Genomic DNA, 14,558 nt, shown 5'->3' on the forward strand with positions numbered 1-14,558 from the left:
ATTTTGATGACTTAAATTTTTAAATAACGCGGACAAACGGTTATGGCAAAACGGGAAAACTTGGAACATAAAGTGGTGTGGATTACAGGTGCATCTTCTGGCATTGGTAAGGCATTAGCAAAAGAGTGTGCTTTACAAGGTGCACAAGTGATTTTAACCGCACGTCGTTATGAAGAACTTGAAAAAGTACGCGTGAGTTTGCTGAATCCTGAACGTCATCTTTCTGTATGTGCCGATATTACCAATGAAAGTCAGGTGTTACATGCGTATGAACAAGTGTTGGCACGTAAAGGACGCATTGACTGGCTAATTAATAATGCAGGTTTAAGTCAGCGCGCTTTAATTGCTGATACGACCATGCTGACTGAACGCACCATTATGGAAGTGGATTATTTTTCTCAGGTCTTTCTGACCAAAACTGTCTTGCCGACCTTTTTACAGCAAAAACATGGTCGCATTATTTTTGTATCTAGTGTTGCAGCATTATTGGGTACGCAATATCGCGCGTCATATTCTGCAGCGAAAAGTGCCATTCACATGTGGGCGAATAGTTTGCGTGCCGAAGTAGCGGAGCAGGGCGTACAGGTTTCAGTTGTTTTCCCAGGATTTGTGAATACCAATGTGTCTTTTAATGCGTTGAATGGTGAAGGCAAACCACAAGGACATCAAGATGAAGCCATTGAAAATGGTTTAGATGCCGATGTTTTTGCTAAAAATACAGTTAAAGCACTCATGGCAGGCGATGAATATATCGTGGTCGGGGGCGCTAAAGAAAAACTGGGCGTGTTGGTGTCGCGTTTATCGCCAAGTACTTTATATAAAATGATTCGTAAAACCAAAGTGAAGTAATTTTTAATCAAAGTGACTTCAAAATAAAATAATAAAAACAAAAAGAAGGATGAGCCATGCGTTTAATGATGAAAGGTATTTTTTTATTTATCAGCGCGTGGCTTTTCACTTTCTTAGGGATGACTCAAACGACATTTGCCAAATTACAAACAAACGATGATTCGTTGTGTAAACAACCTGAATATATTGAAAAGATTTTACGACAGCACACAAATACAACCACAGTGAATGAGGACTTTTTGGCTTGTGCGGATTTCCCCAATGTTCCTGAACAAACTTTAATTGCTTATGCTGAAACTCAGACAAAAGATGATCAACCTGTAGATGATTATCAGCTGACTTTTTTAACCGTAAATAGTAAAACGCAAAAGCTTCATTCAATCTATCACGTGAAAGAGCTTTTGCCTTCAGATGCAATTGAACTGCGTTCTATCCAATTAGATTTGGCGCCGTATCAAGTTTCTGAAAGCTTAAGGGCAATTGGTTTAAGAAGGAATTATGCAGGACGTTCAAGTGCCAATCCATTTTCGGCGCAAGTACTCGATTTATATGATTTACAACATAACAAGAAAATTTTAAACGGCTTAATCGTAGCGCGCTATCAGGCAGAAACCGATACACGTTGTAATGCCAAAGTAATAGAAAGCAAAGCTATTTTAATGATCTTGCGAAATACAACTCGACAATATTTTGATATGCAATTACGTGATCGTATTCAACATTATGAAATGTCGGGCGATTTAGAAAATTGCAAAGAAACTAAACGAGTGTCTACTCAACAGCGTTTCACTTTAAAATTTGATGGTCGGCAATATCAAATTCCTCAGCCTTATCGAGATCAGTATTTATACTAAATTCTTTACAAACGCTGAAAGATGTACTCAGCGTTTTGCAGAGAATTGACTAACGCTATTTTGAACCGCCGTTCCATAAGCAAAGACTTCGACCATGCCGCCTTGCATCCCCAATTCTGTGGTGCTTAAACGCAGCCCCATAATATGATTTGCGCCCATTTTTTCAGCTTCTAATTTTAAACGGACGATGGCTTCACGACGCGCCCGCTCGACAATACTTTCATAACTGGTCAAGCGCCCGCCAAAGAAGTTCTGAATATTGGCAATCACAAACTTAAAATAATCATGAGAAATGACCACATTGCTGTGTATCAATTGCCCAAAATTGGGACTGGTCTGGAAGCGGTTATTATCAATCTGAATATAACTTAAACGCAGTTCTTGCTCGGCTAAATATTTGAAATGTTTGCGTTCGTTGTGTCGCCCAAAACCAAAGCCTACGGCAAATAAAATCGCAAAGACAACAATTTGCAGAATTAAATTATCCATGTGATGTTATTCCTGTTCAATAATCTTTGCTTTAGTGTGATGCTGGAAATGGGTCTGGAAGTTTAGGAATATCTGCCTCGACCACCACTGCTGTACCATAAACAAACAATTCCGAAGCACCTTGAGCGATATTTGAAGTAGAAAAGCGAATCCCAACAATAGCATTGGCACCTAAACCACGTGCTTTAGCAATCATACGATCCATCGCTTCTTGGCGTGATTCTTCTAGTAATTCGGTATAAGCCGTTAATTCACCACCGACAATATTTTTGAGTCCTGCCAAGAAGTCACGCCCCACATGCTTACTGCGTACGGTGCTGCCATAGACCACATCAATTTGCCGTGAAATACGATGACCTGGTACAGATTCAAGATTACTAAGCAACATAAGATTCTAATATTTAAAAACAAGACGAATCTGCGAGATATGAAATGTGCTTGCAAAAAGCAATAAAAAAGCCCACCGAAGTGAGCTGATTTAGTCTTTATATCTGAGCTGTTAAGCAGCAAATTTAAGGTAGACGCAAAGGCTTATTGCGCTTTACGTTCTGCCGATGATGCAGGTTGCAAAGTAGCATCTGAAGTGTTGGCTTTCACACCGCCACCCAAAGATTTATACAACTCCACCTGATTGTTCAAATTGGCTTGTTCCAACAACAATAAACCTTGTTCTGCTGCATAAGACGTACGCTGTGCATCCAACACGGTTAAATAGTTGTCAATGCCTGCGCGGAAGCGTGCATTAGATAATTTATAAGTGGTATTGGTCGCATCAACCAAGCGTTTTTGTGCCGCTAAACGATCACCAATATTTTGACGAACTGCCAAAGCATCATTCACTTCACGGAATGCAGACTGAATTGATTTTTCATAGTCAGCCAAAGCAATTTGTTGATCCGTTTCTGAAATTTTGATGTTGGCTTGGCGTGTGCCCCAATCAAAAATTGGCAAGTCGATGCTCGGGCCTACTGCCCAAACAAAACTGCCTGATTTAAACAAATCACTCAAGTCAGTTGATGCATAGCCTGCATTGCCCGTGAGGCTAATGCTTGGGAATAAACGTGCTTTTGCTGCACCAATATTGGCACCCGCAGCCGATAGTCGATACTCTGCAGTACGAATATCAGGACGGTTATTCAGCAAGTCACTTGGTAAGCCAGCGCCAATTGCGGTAGTTTTGGTAATGTGCGTCACACGCTGCGTTGGCAATAACGCACTTGGAACTTGTTCGCCCACCAACAAGTTCAGCAAGTTTTGTGCTTGCGCGACTTGGGTTTTGTAGTTGGCGACATCATTACGTGCAGTTTCAACTGAAATTTGTGCCTGACGGACAGGTAATTCACTATCAATGCCGACATCAAAACGCTTTTTGTTGAGGTTATAAGACTCAAGCTGTGTTTTTAAGGTTTGGTCTGCCAGTTTTAAATTGGCATTGGCAAAAGAATAGTTGAGCCATGCTTGCGCCACCTGACCAATCAAGGCAATTTGTGTGGCATCACGCGAGCTTTGAGTTGCCAAGAAGTTATCTAATGCATTGTCTTTTAAGCTGCGTACACGACCCCAAAAATCTAGTTCGTAGGCAGTTACACCTAAACCAACGTTATAGCGTGTGTGTGTGCCTAAAGCAGTACCTTGGTCTTGACGCAGTACGCCACCGCTAGCACCAATGGTAGGTAACTGGTTGTTTTCGGTAATTTGATAGGCTTGTTGGGCACGTTGGATATTCAGCGTCGCTGTGCGTAAATCACGGTTATTGTTCAATGCCATATCCAAAACTTGTAATAAGCGTTGATCGGCAAAGAAATCTTTATAACCTTGTTCAGCCACTGAAGTACCCGATGCAGCAGCAGTATAGCTGCTTGGAATACTTGCCTGAGCGACGGGCTCTGGCCCACGCATACTTTGACAAGCTGTCAAAGCAAGCGCGAGGGCAGAAACCGCAATACCACGGCCTGTATGCGACCATAAGTTTTGCATCACGATACATGCTCCTGATTATTTTGTTGTTTTGGTTTGTATTTAAAGATACTTCTAATCCAGACATAGAATACAGGAATAAAGAAGATCCCTAACAAGGTTGAGCTAATCACACCACCTAACACACCATAACCTACTGAGTGTTGGCTACCTGCACCCGCACCTGATGAAAGTGCAAGCGGCAATACACCAAAACCAAAGGCCAAAGTGGTCATAATGATTGGGCGTAAACGCATTTTTGCAGCATGCAAGGTCGCTTCAAACAGGTCTTCACCTTTTTCTTGTAGCTCTTTGGCAAATTCCACAATCAAAATCGCGTTTTTGGCTGATAAACCAATCACGGCAATAATTGCCACTTGGAAGTAAATGTTGTTGGATAGGTTCGGGTTTTTGAACAAGATCATGCCCCCGAAGGTGAGCAATAATGCTCCGACAATACCCAACGGTACCACCAACAGCACCGAGAATGGAATAGACCAGCTTTCATACAAGGCTGCCAAACACAAGAATACAATCAGTAATGACAGTGCATAGAGGAATGGTGCCTGATCGCCCGATTCACGTTCTTCAAGTGATAAACCTGTCCATTCATAGTCAAAGCCGTTTAAGCCCATAGATGGTAGTTTTGCGACAATTTCTTCCATCGCTTGCATGGCTTCACCAGAGCTGACACCTGGCGCAGGTGCACCCTGAATGTTCTTGGCAGATACGCCGTTATAGCGTTCCAAACGAGGTGAACCATAAGTCCATTCACCTGTTGCAAAGGCAGAGAATGGCACCATTTCACCACGGTTGTTGCGGACATACCACTTGTTCAGGTCTTCAGGCATCATGCGTGAATCAGATTCGGCTTGCACATAGACTTTTTTCACGCGACCACGGTCAATAAAGTCATTGATGTACGAACCACCCCAAGCCATGCCCATGGTGCTGTTGATTTCAGCAATGCTGACACCTGCCGCACCTGCTTGCGCTTGGTCAATAATAATACGGTACTGTGGTGTATCTTCTTGACCATTTGGACGTACGCCCATTAAGCGAGGGTCTTTAGATGCTTCACCCAACACAATATTACGTGCCATGGTGAGTTTTTCATGACCATTGCCCGCAGCATCTTTCAGTTGCAAGTTAAAGCCTGAGCTGACACCTAATTCTGGCATCGCAGGAAGCTGTAATGGCATGATGTAAGTGGCATCTTTCACAATCATGTTCAGTGCCATACCACGCTGGATAATTGCACCAACTTGAGATTCAGGGCTTGTACGCTCACTCCAGTCTTTTAACTTAATGAACGCCATACCTGCGTTTTGACCAACGCCTGAGAAAGAGAAGCCTGAAACACTAAATACCGACTGCACATGCTCTTTTTCATTTTCTCTGAAAAAGTTGGTCATGCTGGTCATGGTGGCGTCAGTACGTTCCAAAGTTGCATTTGGTGGGAGTTGTACCAATGTCATCACCACGCCCTGATCTTCATCAGGCAAGAATGATGATGGTAGTTTTTGGAACACTAACACAATAATGCCCAGTACCACTGCATATAAAACCCCCGAGAAGATTTTATGATGCGTCATGCGGTTAACACCACCTTGATATTTAACCGAGAGCTTATCGAAACTGCGGTTAAACCAGCGGAAGAAACGCGCAAAAATACCGTTGCTTTCAGGCTTGTTTGGATCGTGTTGTTTAAGAATCGTGGCACATAGGGCAGGGGTAAAGGTCAACGCTACGACCAGTGACAACACCATTGCAGTCACAAGCGTAATTGAGAATTGACGATAAATAACGCCTGTAGTCCCACCAAAGAATGCCATAGGTACGAATACCGCAGACAATACCGAGGTAATCCCGATCAGTGCGCCTGAAATCTGTTTCATCGACTTTTCAGTCGCCGCCACAGGGTCAAGATGTTCTTCGACCATGACACGTTCTACGTTTTCCACCACGACAATTGCGTCATCGACCAATAGACCAATCGCCAGTACCATGGCAAACATGGTCAGGGTGTTAATCGAGAAGCCAAACATGTTGATCACGGCAAAGGTACCCAGTACCACTACAGGCACGGCCATGGTTGGAATAATTGTGGCGCGCCAGTTCTGCAAGAACAGGAACATCACAATAAAGACCAAAATGATCGCTTCAATTAAGGTTTTAACAACACTCTTAATTGAAAGTTCAATAAATGGCGTGGTATCAAAAGCCAACTCATCCTTTAAACCCGCAGGGTAGTTAGGACGTAATTGCTTAAGGCGTTCTTCTACAGCAGCAGCAGTATCTAGGGCGTTAGCACCTGTAGATAATTTAATTGCGACACCGCCCGCAGGCTTGCCGTTGTATTTAGAAATAAACTGATAGTTGTCTGCACCAAGTTCAATTCGTGCGACATCACCCAAGCGCACTTGAGCGCCCGAAGCGGTATTTTTTAGGAAAATATTGCTGAATTGTTCAGGTGTTTGTAGCAAGCTTTGTGCAGTTACCGTAGCATTCAAAGCCTGACCTTGAATTGCAGGTGCGCCGCCCAATTGACCTACCGCAACCTGTGCGTTTTGGGTACGAATCGCTTGAGCAATATCACTTGGTGTGACTTGCAAGCTCGCCATTTTGGCAGGGTCCATCCAAATACGCATCGCGTATGAGCCACCAAAGACTTGTACTTCACCCACACCTGCAACACGGCTCAGCGGTTCAGAAATGTTAGAGTTAACATAGTCTTTAATATCATCGGCAGACAGGCTTTCATCAGGTGAATAAAAAGCGAGAACCTGTAAGAAGCTCGCTCCTGATTTGGTCACTTTCACGCCTTGACGTTGCACATCATCAGGCAAGAGCGCCGTAGCAGATTGCAATTTGTTCTGTACTTGAACCTGTGCAATATCTGGGTCGATACCTTGTTCAAAGTTTAACGTAATGGATGCAGAACCGTTCCCCGCACTGTTGGATGAAATATAGCGCAGACCATCCAAGCCGTTCATTTGTTGTTCAATAATTTGCGTTACTGTGTTTTCCACAGTTTCAGCAGATGCACCCGGATAGGTTGCAGCAATGGTGACCGTTGGCGGTGCAATGGTCGGATATTGGGCAATTGGCATATTGGTGAGGGTAATAATCCCCGCCAACATGATTACCATTGAAATCACCCATGCAAAAATGGGGCGATGAATAAAAAAGTGAGCCATTAACGTCTACTCCTTATGTATTTGAAGTAGCTTTTGATTCAGTTGCTTGGGCTTCTGAGGCTGGTTTGGCATCACCCGATTTTGCTGGTGCAGCAGGTGCAGCTTGAGGAGCAGCGCCTTGCGGTTGATACGGCTTAGCGACCACTTGCTGTTCAGGTTTTACTTTGGCAATACCTTCGACAATCACTTTATCGCCAGTTTGCAAACCTTCAGTCACAATCCAGTTGCTGCCTTGCGTACCAACTGTGGTCACAGGACGCGGTTCAACAATACCTTTGGCATTCACAATCATTGCCATTGCTTGACCTGTTGGGGTACGGCTAATCGCAGCTTGTGGAATTAAGATTGCGTTAGGAATCACACCTTGCACAATTTGCGCAGTGGCAAACATACCCGGCAATAATAAATGATTTGAATTTGGGAACACGGCGCGTAAAGTCACGGTGCCTGTTTCTGGGTTCACGCTGGCATCAGAAAAAGCCAAATGACCTTCAACAGGGTAGTAGCTGCCATCTTCAAGTTTTAATTTTACTTTGGTGTTGTTGCTGCTATTTAAACTACCTTGACTCAATTGCTGACGTAAACGTAGTAACTCTGCGCTGGACTGATTGATGTCTACATAAATTGGGTCTAAGCGTTGAATCGTCACCAACGGTTCCGCCTGACTAGCCGTAACCAATGCACCTGCAGTCACAGTAGAGCGGTTAGTTTGCCCTGAAATTGGGGCACGTACAGTCGAATAGCCTAGGTTAATTTCGGCATTGCGTACTTCTGCTTGAGTCGCAGCAACATCGGCTTCGGCAAGTTTTACCTGTGCCACAATGTCATCATATTCTTGTTTAGAGATTGCATTGCTGCCTACCAACTGACGGTAACGACCTTCTTTAATGCGTAACACATTCAATTGCGCTTGCTGGCGGGTGAGTGCTGCACGGCTACTGTCTAGACTGGCACGGTTGGTACGTGAGTCAATTTCATAAAGCGCCTGACCCTCACGCACGTAGCTGCCTTCGGTAAATAAACGTTTCAGAACCACACCACTGGTTTGTGGGCGAACTTCTGAAATTTCAAAGGCTGTGGTACGTCCAGACAGTTCTACAGACTGTTCCACGCTTTGTGGCTGTGCCACCAGTACGCCAACCTCAGTCGGTGGCATTTGCTGAGCTGCACCTGCTTGCTGTGCATCTTTTGGATCTTTGCTACAACCCACAAGTGCTAAACTTGTGGCTAATGCGCAAGCAGTCAGGGCAGGAGCCCAAAGCTTTGCAGACATCATTCTTTCACCTCTATTAGATTTTTATCTAAACTTATGTATTGGTTTGTCTTGCAGATATTGAGCGCAAAACAGATACCACAATGTGATCCAAATAAAACTTATGCTCCAACCAGAGAGGACATCTGAAGGATAGTGCACTCCCAGATACACACGGGAAATGCCCATCAGCAACATCCATAACCACGCGCACACAGACAAAATTTTATGCGCTGGATGTTGCAAACTCAGGTAAATCACCAAACAACCTAAAGTTGCAGCATAAAAACTATGAGCGCTTGGAAATGATGCGCCAAAAGTTTCCACCAAATGCAATGCTTCAGGCGGGCGAGGTCGCGCGAATAGGTATTTGAGCAGCCATGAAAGCGCAATACTTACGACCAGTCCTACACTGATAAAAACAATTTTTGTGTATTTTTTATACCATGCCAAATAGAAACACCATAGGCAGGTTAAAAATAATACAAATGGCATGCCACCTAATACAGAAAGTGTGATTGCCAATTGATTCAAATGTGCGGTGCGCTGGGTACTTAAAAACTCCACACTGGCAACATCAAATTGTTGCCAACTTGGAATGTTTAGCACTAACACACTGATTATAAATAGTAAACTACCGAGATAAAGCAGTATTTTAGGCATGCTAAAAATCCCTGTAAGTTTAACCGATTTGAGCACGGTTGATGAATGGAATAAAGTGTACTAGTCAGTACACTTTATTTCAAGCCAATGTAAATGAGAAGAATTTCTTTTTTTGTTACTTTGTGCGCAATGTAAATGTGCACTAAATTTTAGCATTTCGTTCAGTATTTGAGGATGAATCGTCATCCACTGTAATTGGTTGTTTCGGTGGCCAAAAGAAATCACTTGGACGGGTTAAGAAGTGAGTCAGCACCAATTTTGCCAAAGGTTTCCACTGTTCAAAACGTACCCGACGCGCACGCAATGCCACAATAATGGTTAAAGTAAAGCTGACAAATAAGTTGGTTAAACCAATTAGCAGTACGCCTAAAAAGGACACAATAATCAGGCCAATTTCAGGTGAGCCATTAATATTCATTAAACCCTGAATAAAGTTGGCAGAAGCGAAGGCAATGTGGCGAATATCAATCGGTAAACCCAAAATATAACCCAGTGTGGCGGTACTGCCGAGCATAATCCCGAACAGGAAATTACCTGCCAAAGCCCCTAAGTTTCGTTCTATATAATTGGCAAATATATTGAGACGTTCTTGCCCGAGTAGCTTTTTTAAATGCAGATGGGCTTTTAGGCGTGGCCCGACTTTACGATACACGGCCATGTTATCGAAATAACCTGCAATCAAACCAGACAGAAATAAAAATACCCCTGCAATGGCGGCATGTGGAATGGCAAGTGAAGTAAACGGATTCAAGTCGTGCAGCATATTGGATGCTTTGGCATGTGACATCAACGGTTCATGCAACATGGCATCCCAACTAAAAGCAATTAAGGCTGCGACTGGAATGGCAATCGAGATATTGCCCAAAATGGCGACGAACTGCGTGCGGATAATATTAATAATTAAGGCAGCAAGTTCGGCAATTTGTGCCATTTTAGAGCCTTTACGATGCTGTACCGTAGAAGCCAATGCTGCAGCAGTCATTGCGGGTTGTTTGGTGGCAACAGTAAAGTGCAAGACATGAATCAGCATAAAACCAAATGAATAAATCATGCTGTTGATGATGGCCTGCATCATCGGAGCGAGCACTAAACGCGAGGCGAGGGTTTTTAAAGTCGCCATCGTGGCAATTAAAACACCTGCACCTGCCGCAGCTTTATACATGCCCCAAAAGCCGTCTTTGTCGGTACTTACATAATGCTCACCCGTTTTACTGGCATTTTCAGTGACTTGTAAGGCAATTAACTCACTGTTTTCTGCAAGCAAGGAGCGTACACTGCGTTCGCTATACAATGCCGCAGTGACATCTACCAGTAATTGTCCTGCCGAAACATAACGGACTTTGTCTTGCGCCACGATTAAATTCAGCAACAGTTCAATCCGCTCTAAACATTGTTCAAGTAAAGACAATAAGTAGGTCAGACTGATGCTGACGCCAGTTCGTTTGGTGGCACGACGAATTTTACTGCTGACATCATGACATTGGTCAATCATCACCAAAGCTTGAGAGGCATCGGGTGGTTGAATGGCACTGATTTGATCGTGTTGTTGATCGGCAACTTTATAAAGCTGAATAAATTCGTTGATTTCACGGTTTTGTGCCAAAAAAGGTGAATCATATTCACTCAGTTCAGGGTAGGCATTAATAAATTCAGGATACAAACCAATGCCACTGACCCGATACGACAACACTGTCAGGGCTTTAATAATTTCACTGCGAATCAGGCGTTTTTGCGTTTGTCCACCATGTCCGCGATTCAGTAAAGTAAATAATTGCTGCCATTCGGTATCTTCAATATTGTCGAGCCAGTATTTATCACTACGTAGTGGAAAAACTCGACGGACTAAATCTTGCAGTTGGCTTTCATCATTAATCAGCGGTAAAAAGTGCGCGCCCAAACGCTGAAACAACTGATTCCAAAAACCATCGAGCGATAAAATTCCCGTGTCGGCATATAAACTGGTTTGTTTGTATTGATTGATTAGACGTAAAACAAAATGTTGCAAGGTTGAGCTGGCATCGGGTGTCAGCAGCAAGGCTTGTAAGAAAGCTTGAAACTTTTGATGAGTTTCTTCTAAATCTTGAGTGTCACTTGGACGGATACGATTGACCAGTTCAATCAGCAGATTTTCATCCAGAACAGCTTTTGGTGTATCCAGCTGTTCTTGCATTTTTCTAAATAAATCGTTGAGTTTTATATGCATAAGCTGCTTAAATTATTGAATGCGATGTAAAGCCAATAAGGCTAAATTCTTTAAGGCCTGACGATACTCCGAGTCTGGCAGTGCTTCTAAAGCGGCAATAGCGGCTTCTGTTTCTTCTGTGGCACGTTGGCGGCAATAATCGAGAGCGCCAGAGGACTGCACAATGGCAATAACCTGATCGAGGTCAGAAGTACCACCTGTCGCAATACTGCGACGAATAATTTGATGTTGTTTGCCAGTGGTATTTCTTAATGCAGAGATTAAAGGCAAAGTTGGTTTGCCTTCCATTAAATCATCGCCAATATTTTTACCTAATGTTTCAGCGTCTGATGTGTAATCTAAAATATCATCAATAATTTGGAAGGCATTGCCAAAGTGTCCTGCAAATAAACGCAACGGCTCACGGTACTGTGGCGTGCCTGTTAAAATTGCTGCACCTTCAGTGGCAAGTTCAAATAAACGTGAAGTTTTGCCGTGAATAATGTCTAAATAAATTTGTTCTGTAGTGTCAGGTTGATGCTGTGCCTGTAATTGTAAAACTTCACCTTCGGCAATTTCACAAGTCCCTGTAGAAAAGTCTTTTAGCAATACCAAATCGTTTAAATCGACCAATAAGTCAAAGGCGCGGGAGATTAAAAAGTCACCGACTAAAACCGCTGTTTGGTTATTCCAAGTGGCGTTAGCAGTAGGTCGACCACGACGTAAACCAGACTCATCCACCACATCATCATGCACCAAAGTTGCGGTATGCAGCATTTCAATAATTGCAGCCAGTTTACGTTGACGCTCTAAATCTTCTGCACCACAAGCTTTGGCAGCAAGTAAGCACATAATTGGACGCATGCGCTTACCGCCAGCTTCGACCACATGCTTACTAACCGCCATCACTAACGCGACTTTAGAGGTAATCCCTTCATTAATAAATGTATCCATCGCGGCAAAATCAGAAGCAACAGGGGCGAGAATGTCTTGCTTAAAGTCGATGGTCATGTGAAGAGAAACCTCAATAATATTGAATGACAACTTAGTTGAATCAGTTGTAACTTATGTTACAGCCAAGAAAACTGCTTAAGTCTGCGAAAATAACGCAATGAATGCAATAGTTAGGCACCTGCCAAATGCTGTAATTGTTAATTCTACTAGAAAACGAAGTCAATAACTTTGTGGGTAAATTCAGTTATTTGCTCAAGTTGGGCCTGATTTTAACAAGCACAGCAGTTTACGCCAACACAATCTGTCTGTATTGATTGATCCATTGAATATGGATGAGGCTGCAGAAAGTCATTTACGCGGCTGGGTATTAAATAATCAACCTTGTTGTGCAATAATTGCCGTAAATGGCTTGTTGTTTGTGCGAATATCGCTTAAAATCTTTGCCCTTGAATAACCCCCAGTGGCGTTCGTTTTAAGATCGATATATCCCTTTATCGGCACGACGACACGGGCATGTTTGGAGTACATTATGTACGCAGTAATCCAAAGCGGTGGTAAACAGCACCGTGTTGTTGAGGGTGAAACCCTTAAAGTTGAATTATTGAAAGCTGAAACTGGCGCAACTATTACGTTTGATGACGTATTAATGGTTGTAAACGGTGACAACGTTCAAATCGGTGCTCCAGTTGTTGCTGGCGCTAAAGTAACTGCAGAAGTGGTTGGTCATGGTCGTCACGACAAAATCCGTATTGTTAAAATGCGTCGTCGTAAACACTACCGTAAGCAACAAGGTCACCGTCAATGGTTTACCGAGTTGAAAATTACTGGTATTGCAGGCTAATCACTAGGAGTAAATAGACATGGCAACTAAAAAAGCCGGTGGATCGACTAAGAACGGTCGTGATTCGAATCCTAAGATGTTAGGTGTTAAAGTTTACGGTGGTCAAACTGTAACTGCTGGTAACATCATCGTTCGTCAACGTGGTACAGAATTCCACGCTGGTGCAAACGTAGGTATGGGCCGTGACCATACTTTATTTGCTACTGCTGACGGCGTAGTAAAATTCGAAGTGAAAGGTCAATTTGGCCGTCGCTACGTATCTGTTGAAGCGTAAGCTGAAATAGTGAAAAAACCCACAAGTGATTGTGGGTTTTTTTATGCTTGTATGATGGAAAATTAGGGTCAAAGGATAACTTTTAGTTCTTCATCATGATGGATAAATTTCTACATTTTATATTAATAAGCATACAAAACTTCTTATTTTCTATCATATTAGCGCCAGAAATTGGTTTAAGATGGGACATCCAAAACATTGCGATTGAGCAAATATAAAAAGGTGAATCTATGAATATGCTTCGTAAAACGATGTGTGCTGTGGCATTGGGTGCAACCACTTTGGCGCCAATCATGAGTACTACAGTGTTTGCTGCGCCAGTGGCAGCATCGGAGCAACAAGCGACAGCAAACCTTGTTAAACAATTGAATGGTATTAAAAGTTTTACCGCCAATTTTGAGCAAACCACAAAAGTTAGCAACAATGGCAAGGCTTTGCCAAACCGTGGTTTATCGGCACAGCACATGAACCAGAATTTTAAAGGGGTTATGAAAGTTGAGCGTCCGGGTAAATTCTTTTGGGAAACCACCAGTCCAGCCAAACAAACAATTGTGACTACGGGTAAAACCGTATGGATTTATGACCCAGACTTACAACAAGCTGTACGCCAAAGCCTAGATGATCAAGTGGCAAATACGCCTGCGTTGTTGCTTTCGGGCAATACCAATCAAATCATGCAGTCGTATCGTGTGACCCAGCCGAATAAGTCAAAGACTTATTACACCTTATACCCAAAAAGTGATGATGGCGTATTTCAAAGTTTAACCATTAGTTTTGGTGCACGTAACGCGCCAACCTTAATGATTTTGCAGGATTCATTGGGACAAACCACGCATGTGCGTTTTAACAATGTGAAAGTCAATGCCAAAATTCCTGCATCGACTTTTAATTTCACGCCGCCAAAAGGCACGGACATTATTGATCAATAATTGAATGTTTTATACGTTCTTTTAAAAGCATAATTTGCTATCCCTTTCTAGCCTTCTCCCACAGGGAGAAGGTTTTCAGCTTCAGCATAGCGGAAATTTATTTGAATATTCTTCC

General features: G+C 42.9%; 13 protein-coding genes. 5 read left to right on the forward strand and 8 right to left on the reverse strand.

Annotated features, from left to right (window positions below; genetic code table 11):
- The first annotated feature begins 42 nt into the window (after positions 1-42).
- Positions 43-849, forward strand: coding sequence for an SDR family NAD(P)-dependent oxidoreductase (locus tag FTU35_RS00515; RefSeq protein WP_179988541.1), 807 nt, complete (start codon positions 43-45; stop codon positions 847-849).
- A gap of 56 nt (positions 850-905) precedes the next feature.
- Entirely contained in the window at positions 906-1,703 is a 798-nt protein-coding gene (locus tag FTU35_RS00520; RefSeq protein WP_179991152.1) for a hypothetical protein, read from the forward strand.
- Positions 1,704-1,730: 27 nt separating this feature from the next.
- On the opposite strand, the gene FTU35_RS00525 is transcribed toward FTU35_RS00520, so the two are convergent.
- The 8 genes from FTU35_RS00525 to sdsA form a co-directional block, all read right to left on the reverse strand.
- A complete protein-coding gene (locus tag FTU35_RS00525) occupies positions 1,731-2,192 on the reverse strand; it encodes a YbjQ family protein (protein ID WP_004972286.1) in 462 nt (153 codons plus the stop codon).
- A 31-nt stretch (positions 2,193-2,223) separates the two neighbouring features.
- Positions 2,224-2,580: a YbjQ family protein gene (locus FTU35_RS00530; protein WP_004972285.1), complete on the reverse strand. Its 357-nt coding sequence runs from the start codon at positions 2,578-2,580 to the stop codon at positions 2,224-2,226.
- A 143-nt stretch (positions 2,581-2,723) separates the two neighbouring features.
- Positions 2,724-4,169 carry a multidrug efflux RND transporter AdeIJK outer membrane channel subunit AdeK gene (gene adeK / locus FTU35_RS00535; RefSeq protein WP_179991168.1) on the reverse strand — a complete coding sequence of 482 codons (1,446 nt, stop codon included), beginning with the start codon at positions 4,167-4,169 and terminating at the stop codon, positions 2,724-2,726.
- Positions 4,169-7,348 (reverse strand): efflux RND transporter permease subunit, encoded by a 3,180-nt coding sequence (locus tag FTU35_RS00540; RefSeq protein ID WP_180064423.1) that lies wholly within the window; start codon positions 7,346-7,348, stop codon positions 4,169-4,171. The genes adeK and FTU35_RS00540 overlap by 1 nt, the downstream gene beginning before the upstream one ends.
- A gap of 13 nt (positions 7,349-7,361) precedes the next feature.
- A complete protein-coding gene (locus tag FTU35_RS00545; RefSeq protein ID WP_180064424.1) occupies positions 7,362-8,624 on the reverse strand; it encodes an efflux RND transporter periplasmic adaptor subunit in 1,263 nt (420 codons plus the stop codon).
- A gap of 21 nt (positions 8,625-8,645) precedes the next feature.
- On the reverse strand, positions 8,646-9,263 hold the full coding sequence (locus FTU35_RS00550) for a phosphatase PAP2 family protein (RefSeq protein ID WP_004972280.1): 618 nt from the start codon (positions 9,261-9,263) through the stop codon (positions 8,646-8,648).
- A 142-nt stretch (positions 9,264-9,405) separates the two neighbouring features.
- The gene (locus FTU35_RS00555) at positions 9,406-11,466 is read right to left on the reverse strand and encodes a site-specific recombinase (RefSeq protein ID WP_154320983.1); all 2,061 of its coding nucleotides are present in this window, start codon (positions 11,464-11,466) and stop codon (positions 9,406-9,408) included.
- A 12-nt stretch (positions 11,467-11,478) separates the two neighbouring features.
- The gene (sdsA, locus tag FTU35_RS00560; protein ID WP_179991151.1) at positions 11,479-12,456 is read right to left on the reverse strand and encodes an All-trans-nonaprenyl-diphosphate synthase; all 978 of its coding nucleotides are present in this window, start codon (positions 12,454-12,456) and stop codon (positions 11,479-11,481) included.
- A gap of 472 nt (positions 12,457-12,928) precedes the next feature.
- Here sdsA and rplU point away from each other — a divergent pair, with 472 nt between their 5' ends.
- From rplU to lolA, 3 genes are all read left to right on the forward strand, one after another.
- Complete coding sequence (rplU, locus tag FTU35_RS00565; RefSeq protein ID WP_004972275.1) at positions 12,929-13,240, forward strand: 50S ribosomal protein L21; 312 nt, start codon at positions 12,929-12,931, stop codon at positions 13,238-13,240.
- A 19-nt stretch (positions 13,241-13,259) separates the two neighbouring features.
- The gene (gene rpmA / locus FTU35_RS00570) at positions 13,260-13,514 is read left to right on the forward strand and encodes a 50S ribosomal protein L27 (protein WP_004760935.1); all 255 of its coding nucleotides are present in this window, start codon (positions 13,260-13,262) and stop codon (positions 13,512-13,514) included.
- A gap of 230 nt (positions 13,515-13,744) precedes the next feature.
- On the forward strand, positions 13,745-14,443 hold the full coding sequence (gene lolA, locus FTU35_RS00575) for an outer membrane lipoprotein chaperone LolA (RefSeq protein ID WP_179990204.1): 699 nt from the start codon (positions 13,745-13,747) through the stop codon (positions 14,441-14,443).
- The last annotated feature ends 115 nt before the right edge of the window (positions 14,444-14,558 follow it).

Origin of the sequence: Acinetobacter sp. YH12095 (genome assembly GCF_013419245.1) — a bacterium.
In the GTDB taxonomy this organism is placed as follows: Bacteria; Pseudomonadota; Gammaproteobacteria; order Pseudomonadales; family Moraxellaceae; genus Acinetobacter; species Acinetobacter towneri.

What these genes read in the sequence shown, in the direction of transcription:
- FTU35_RS00515 (WP_179988541.1), top strand. Translation starts at nt 43, where the DNA reads ATGGCAAAACGGGAAAACTTGGAACATAAAGTGGTGTGGATTACAGGT.
- FTU35_RS00520 (WP_179991152.1), top strand. Translation starts at nt 906, where the DNA reads ATGCGTTTAATGATGAAAGGTATTTTTTTATTTATCAGCGCGTGGCTT.
- FTU35_RS00525 (WP_004972286.1), bottom strand. Translation starts at nt 2,192, where the DNA reads ATGGATAATTTAATTCTGCAAATTGTTGTCTTTGCGATTTTATTTGCC.
- FTU35_RS00530 (WP_004972285.1), bottom strand. Translation starts at nt 2,580, where the DNA reads ATGTTGCTTAGTAATCTTGAATCTGTACCAGGTCATCGTATTTCACGG.
- adeK (WP_179991168.1), bottom strand. Translation starts at nt 4,169, where the DNA reads ATGCAAAACTTATGGTCGCATACAGGCCGTGGTATTGCGGTTTCTGCC.
- FTU35_RS00540 (WP_180064423.1), bottom strand. Translation starts at nt 7,348, where the DNA reads ATGGCTCACTTTTTTATTCATCGCCCCATTTTTGCATGGGTGATTTCA.
- FTU35_RS00545 (WP_180064424.1), bottom strand. Translation starts at nt 8,624, where the DNA reads ATGATGTCTGCAAAGCTTTGGGCTCCTGCCCTGACTGCTTGCGCATTA.
- FTU35_RS00550 (WP_004972280.1), bottom strand. Translation starts at nt 9,263, where the DNA reads ATGCCTAAAATACTGCTTTATCTCGGTAGTTTACTATTTATAATCAGT.
- FTU35_RS00555 (WP_154320983.1), bottom strand. Translation starts at nt 11,466, where the DNA reads ATGCATATAAAACTCAACGATTTATTTAGAAAAATGCAAGAACAGCTG.
- sdsA (WP_179991151.1), bottom strand. Translation starts at nt 12,456, where the DNA reads ATGACCATCGACTTTAAGCAAGACATTCTCGCCCCTGTTGCTTCTGAT.
- rplU (WP_004972275.1), top strand. Translation starts at nt 12,929, where the DNA reads ATGTACGCAGTAATCCAAAGCGGTGGTAAACAGCACCGTGTTGTTGAG.
- rpmA (WP_004760935.1), top strand. Translation starts at nt 13,260, where the DNA reads ATGGCAACTAAAAAAGCCGGTGGATCGACTAAGAACGGTCGTGATTCG.
- lolA (WP_179990204.1), top strand. Translation starts at nt 13,745, where the DNA reads ATGAATATGCTTCGTAAAACGATGTGTGCTGTGGCATTGGGTGCAACC.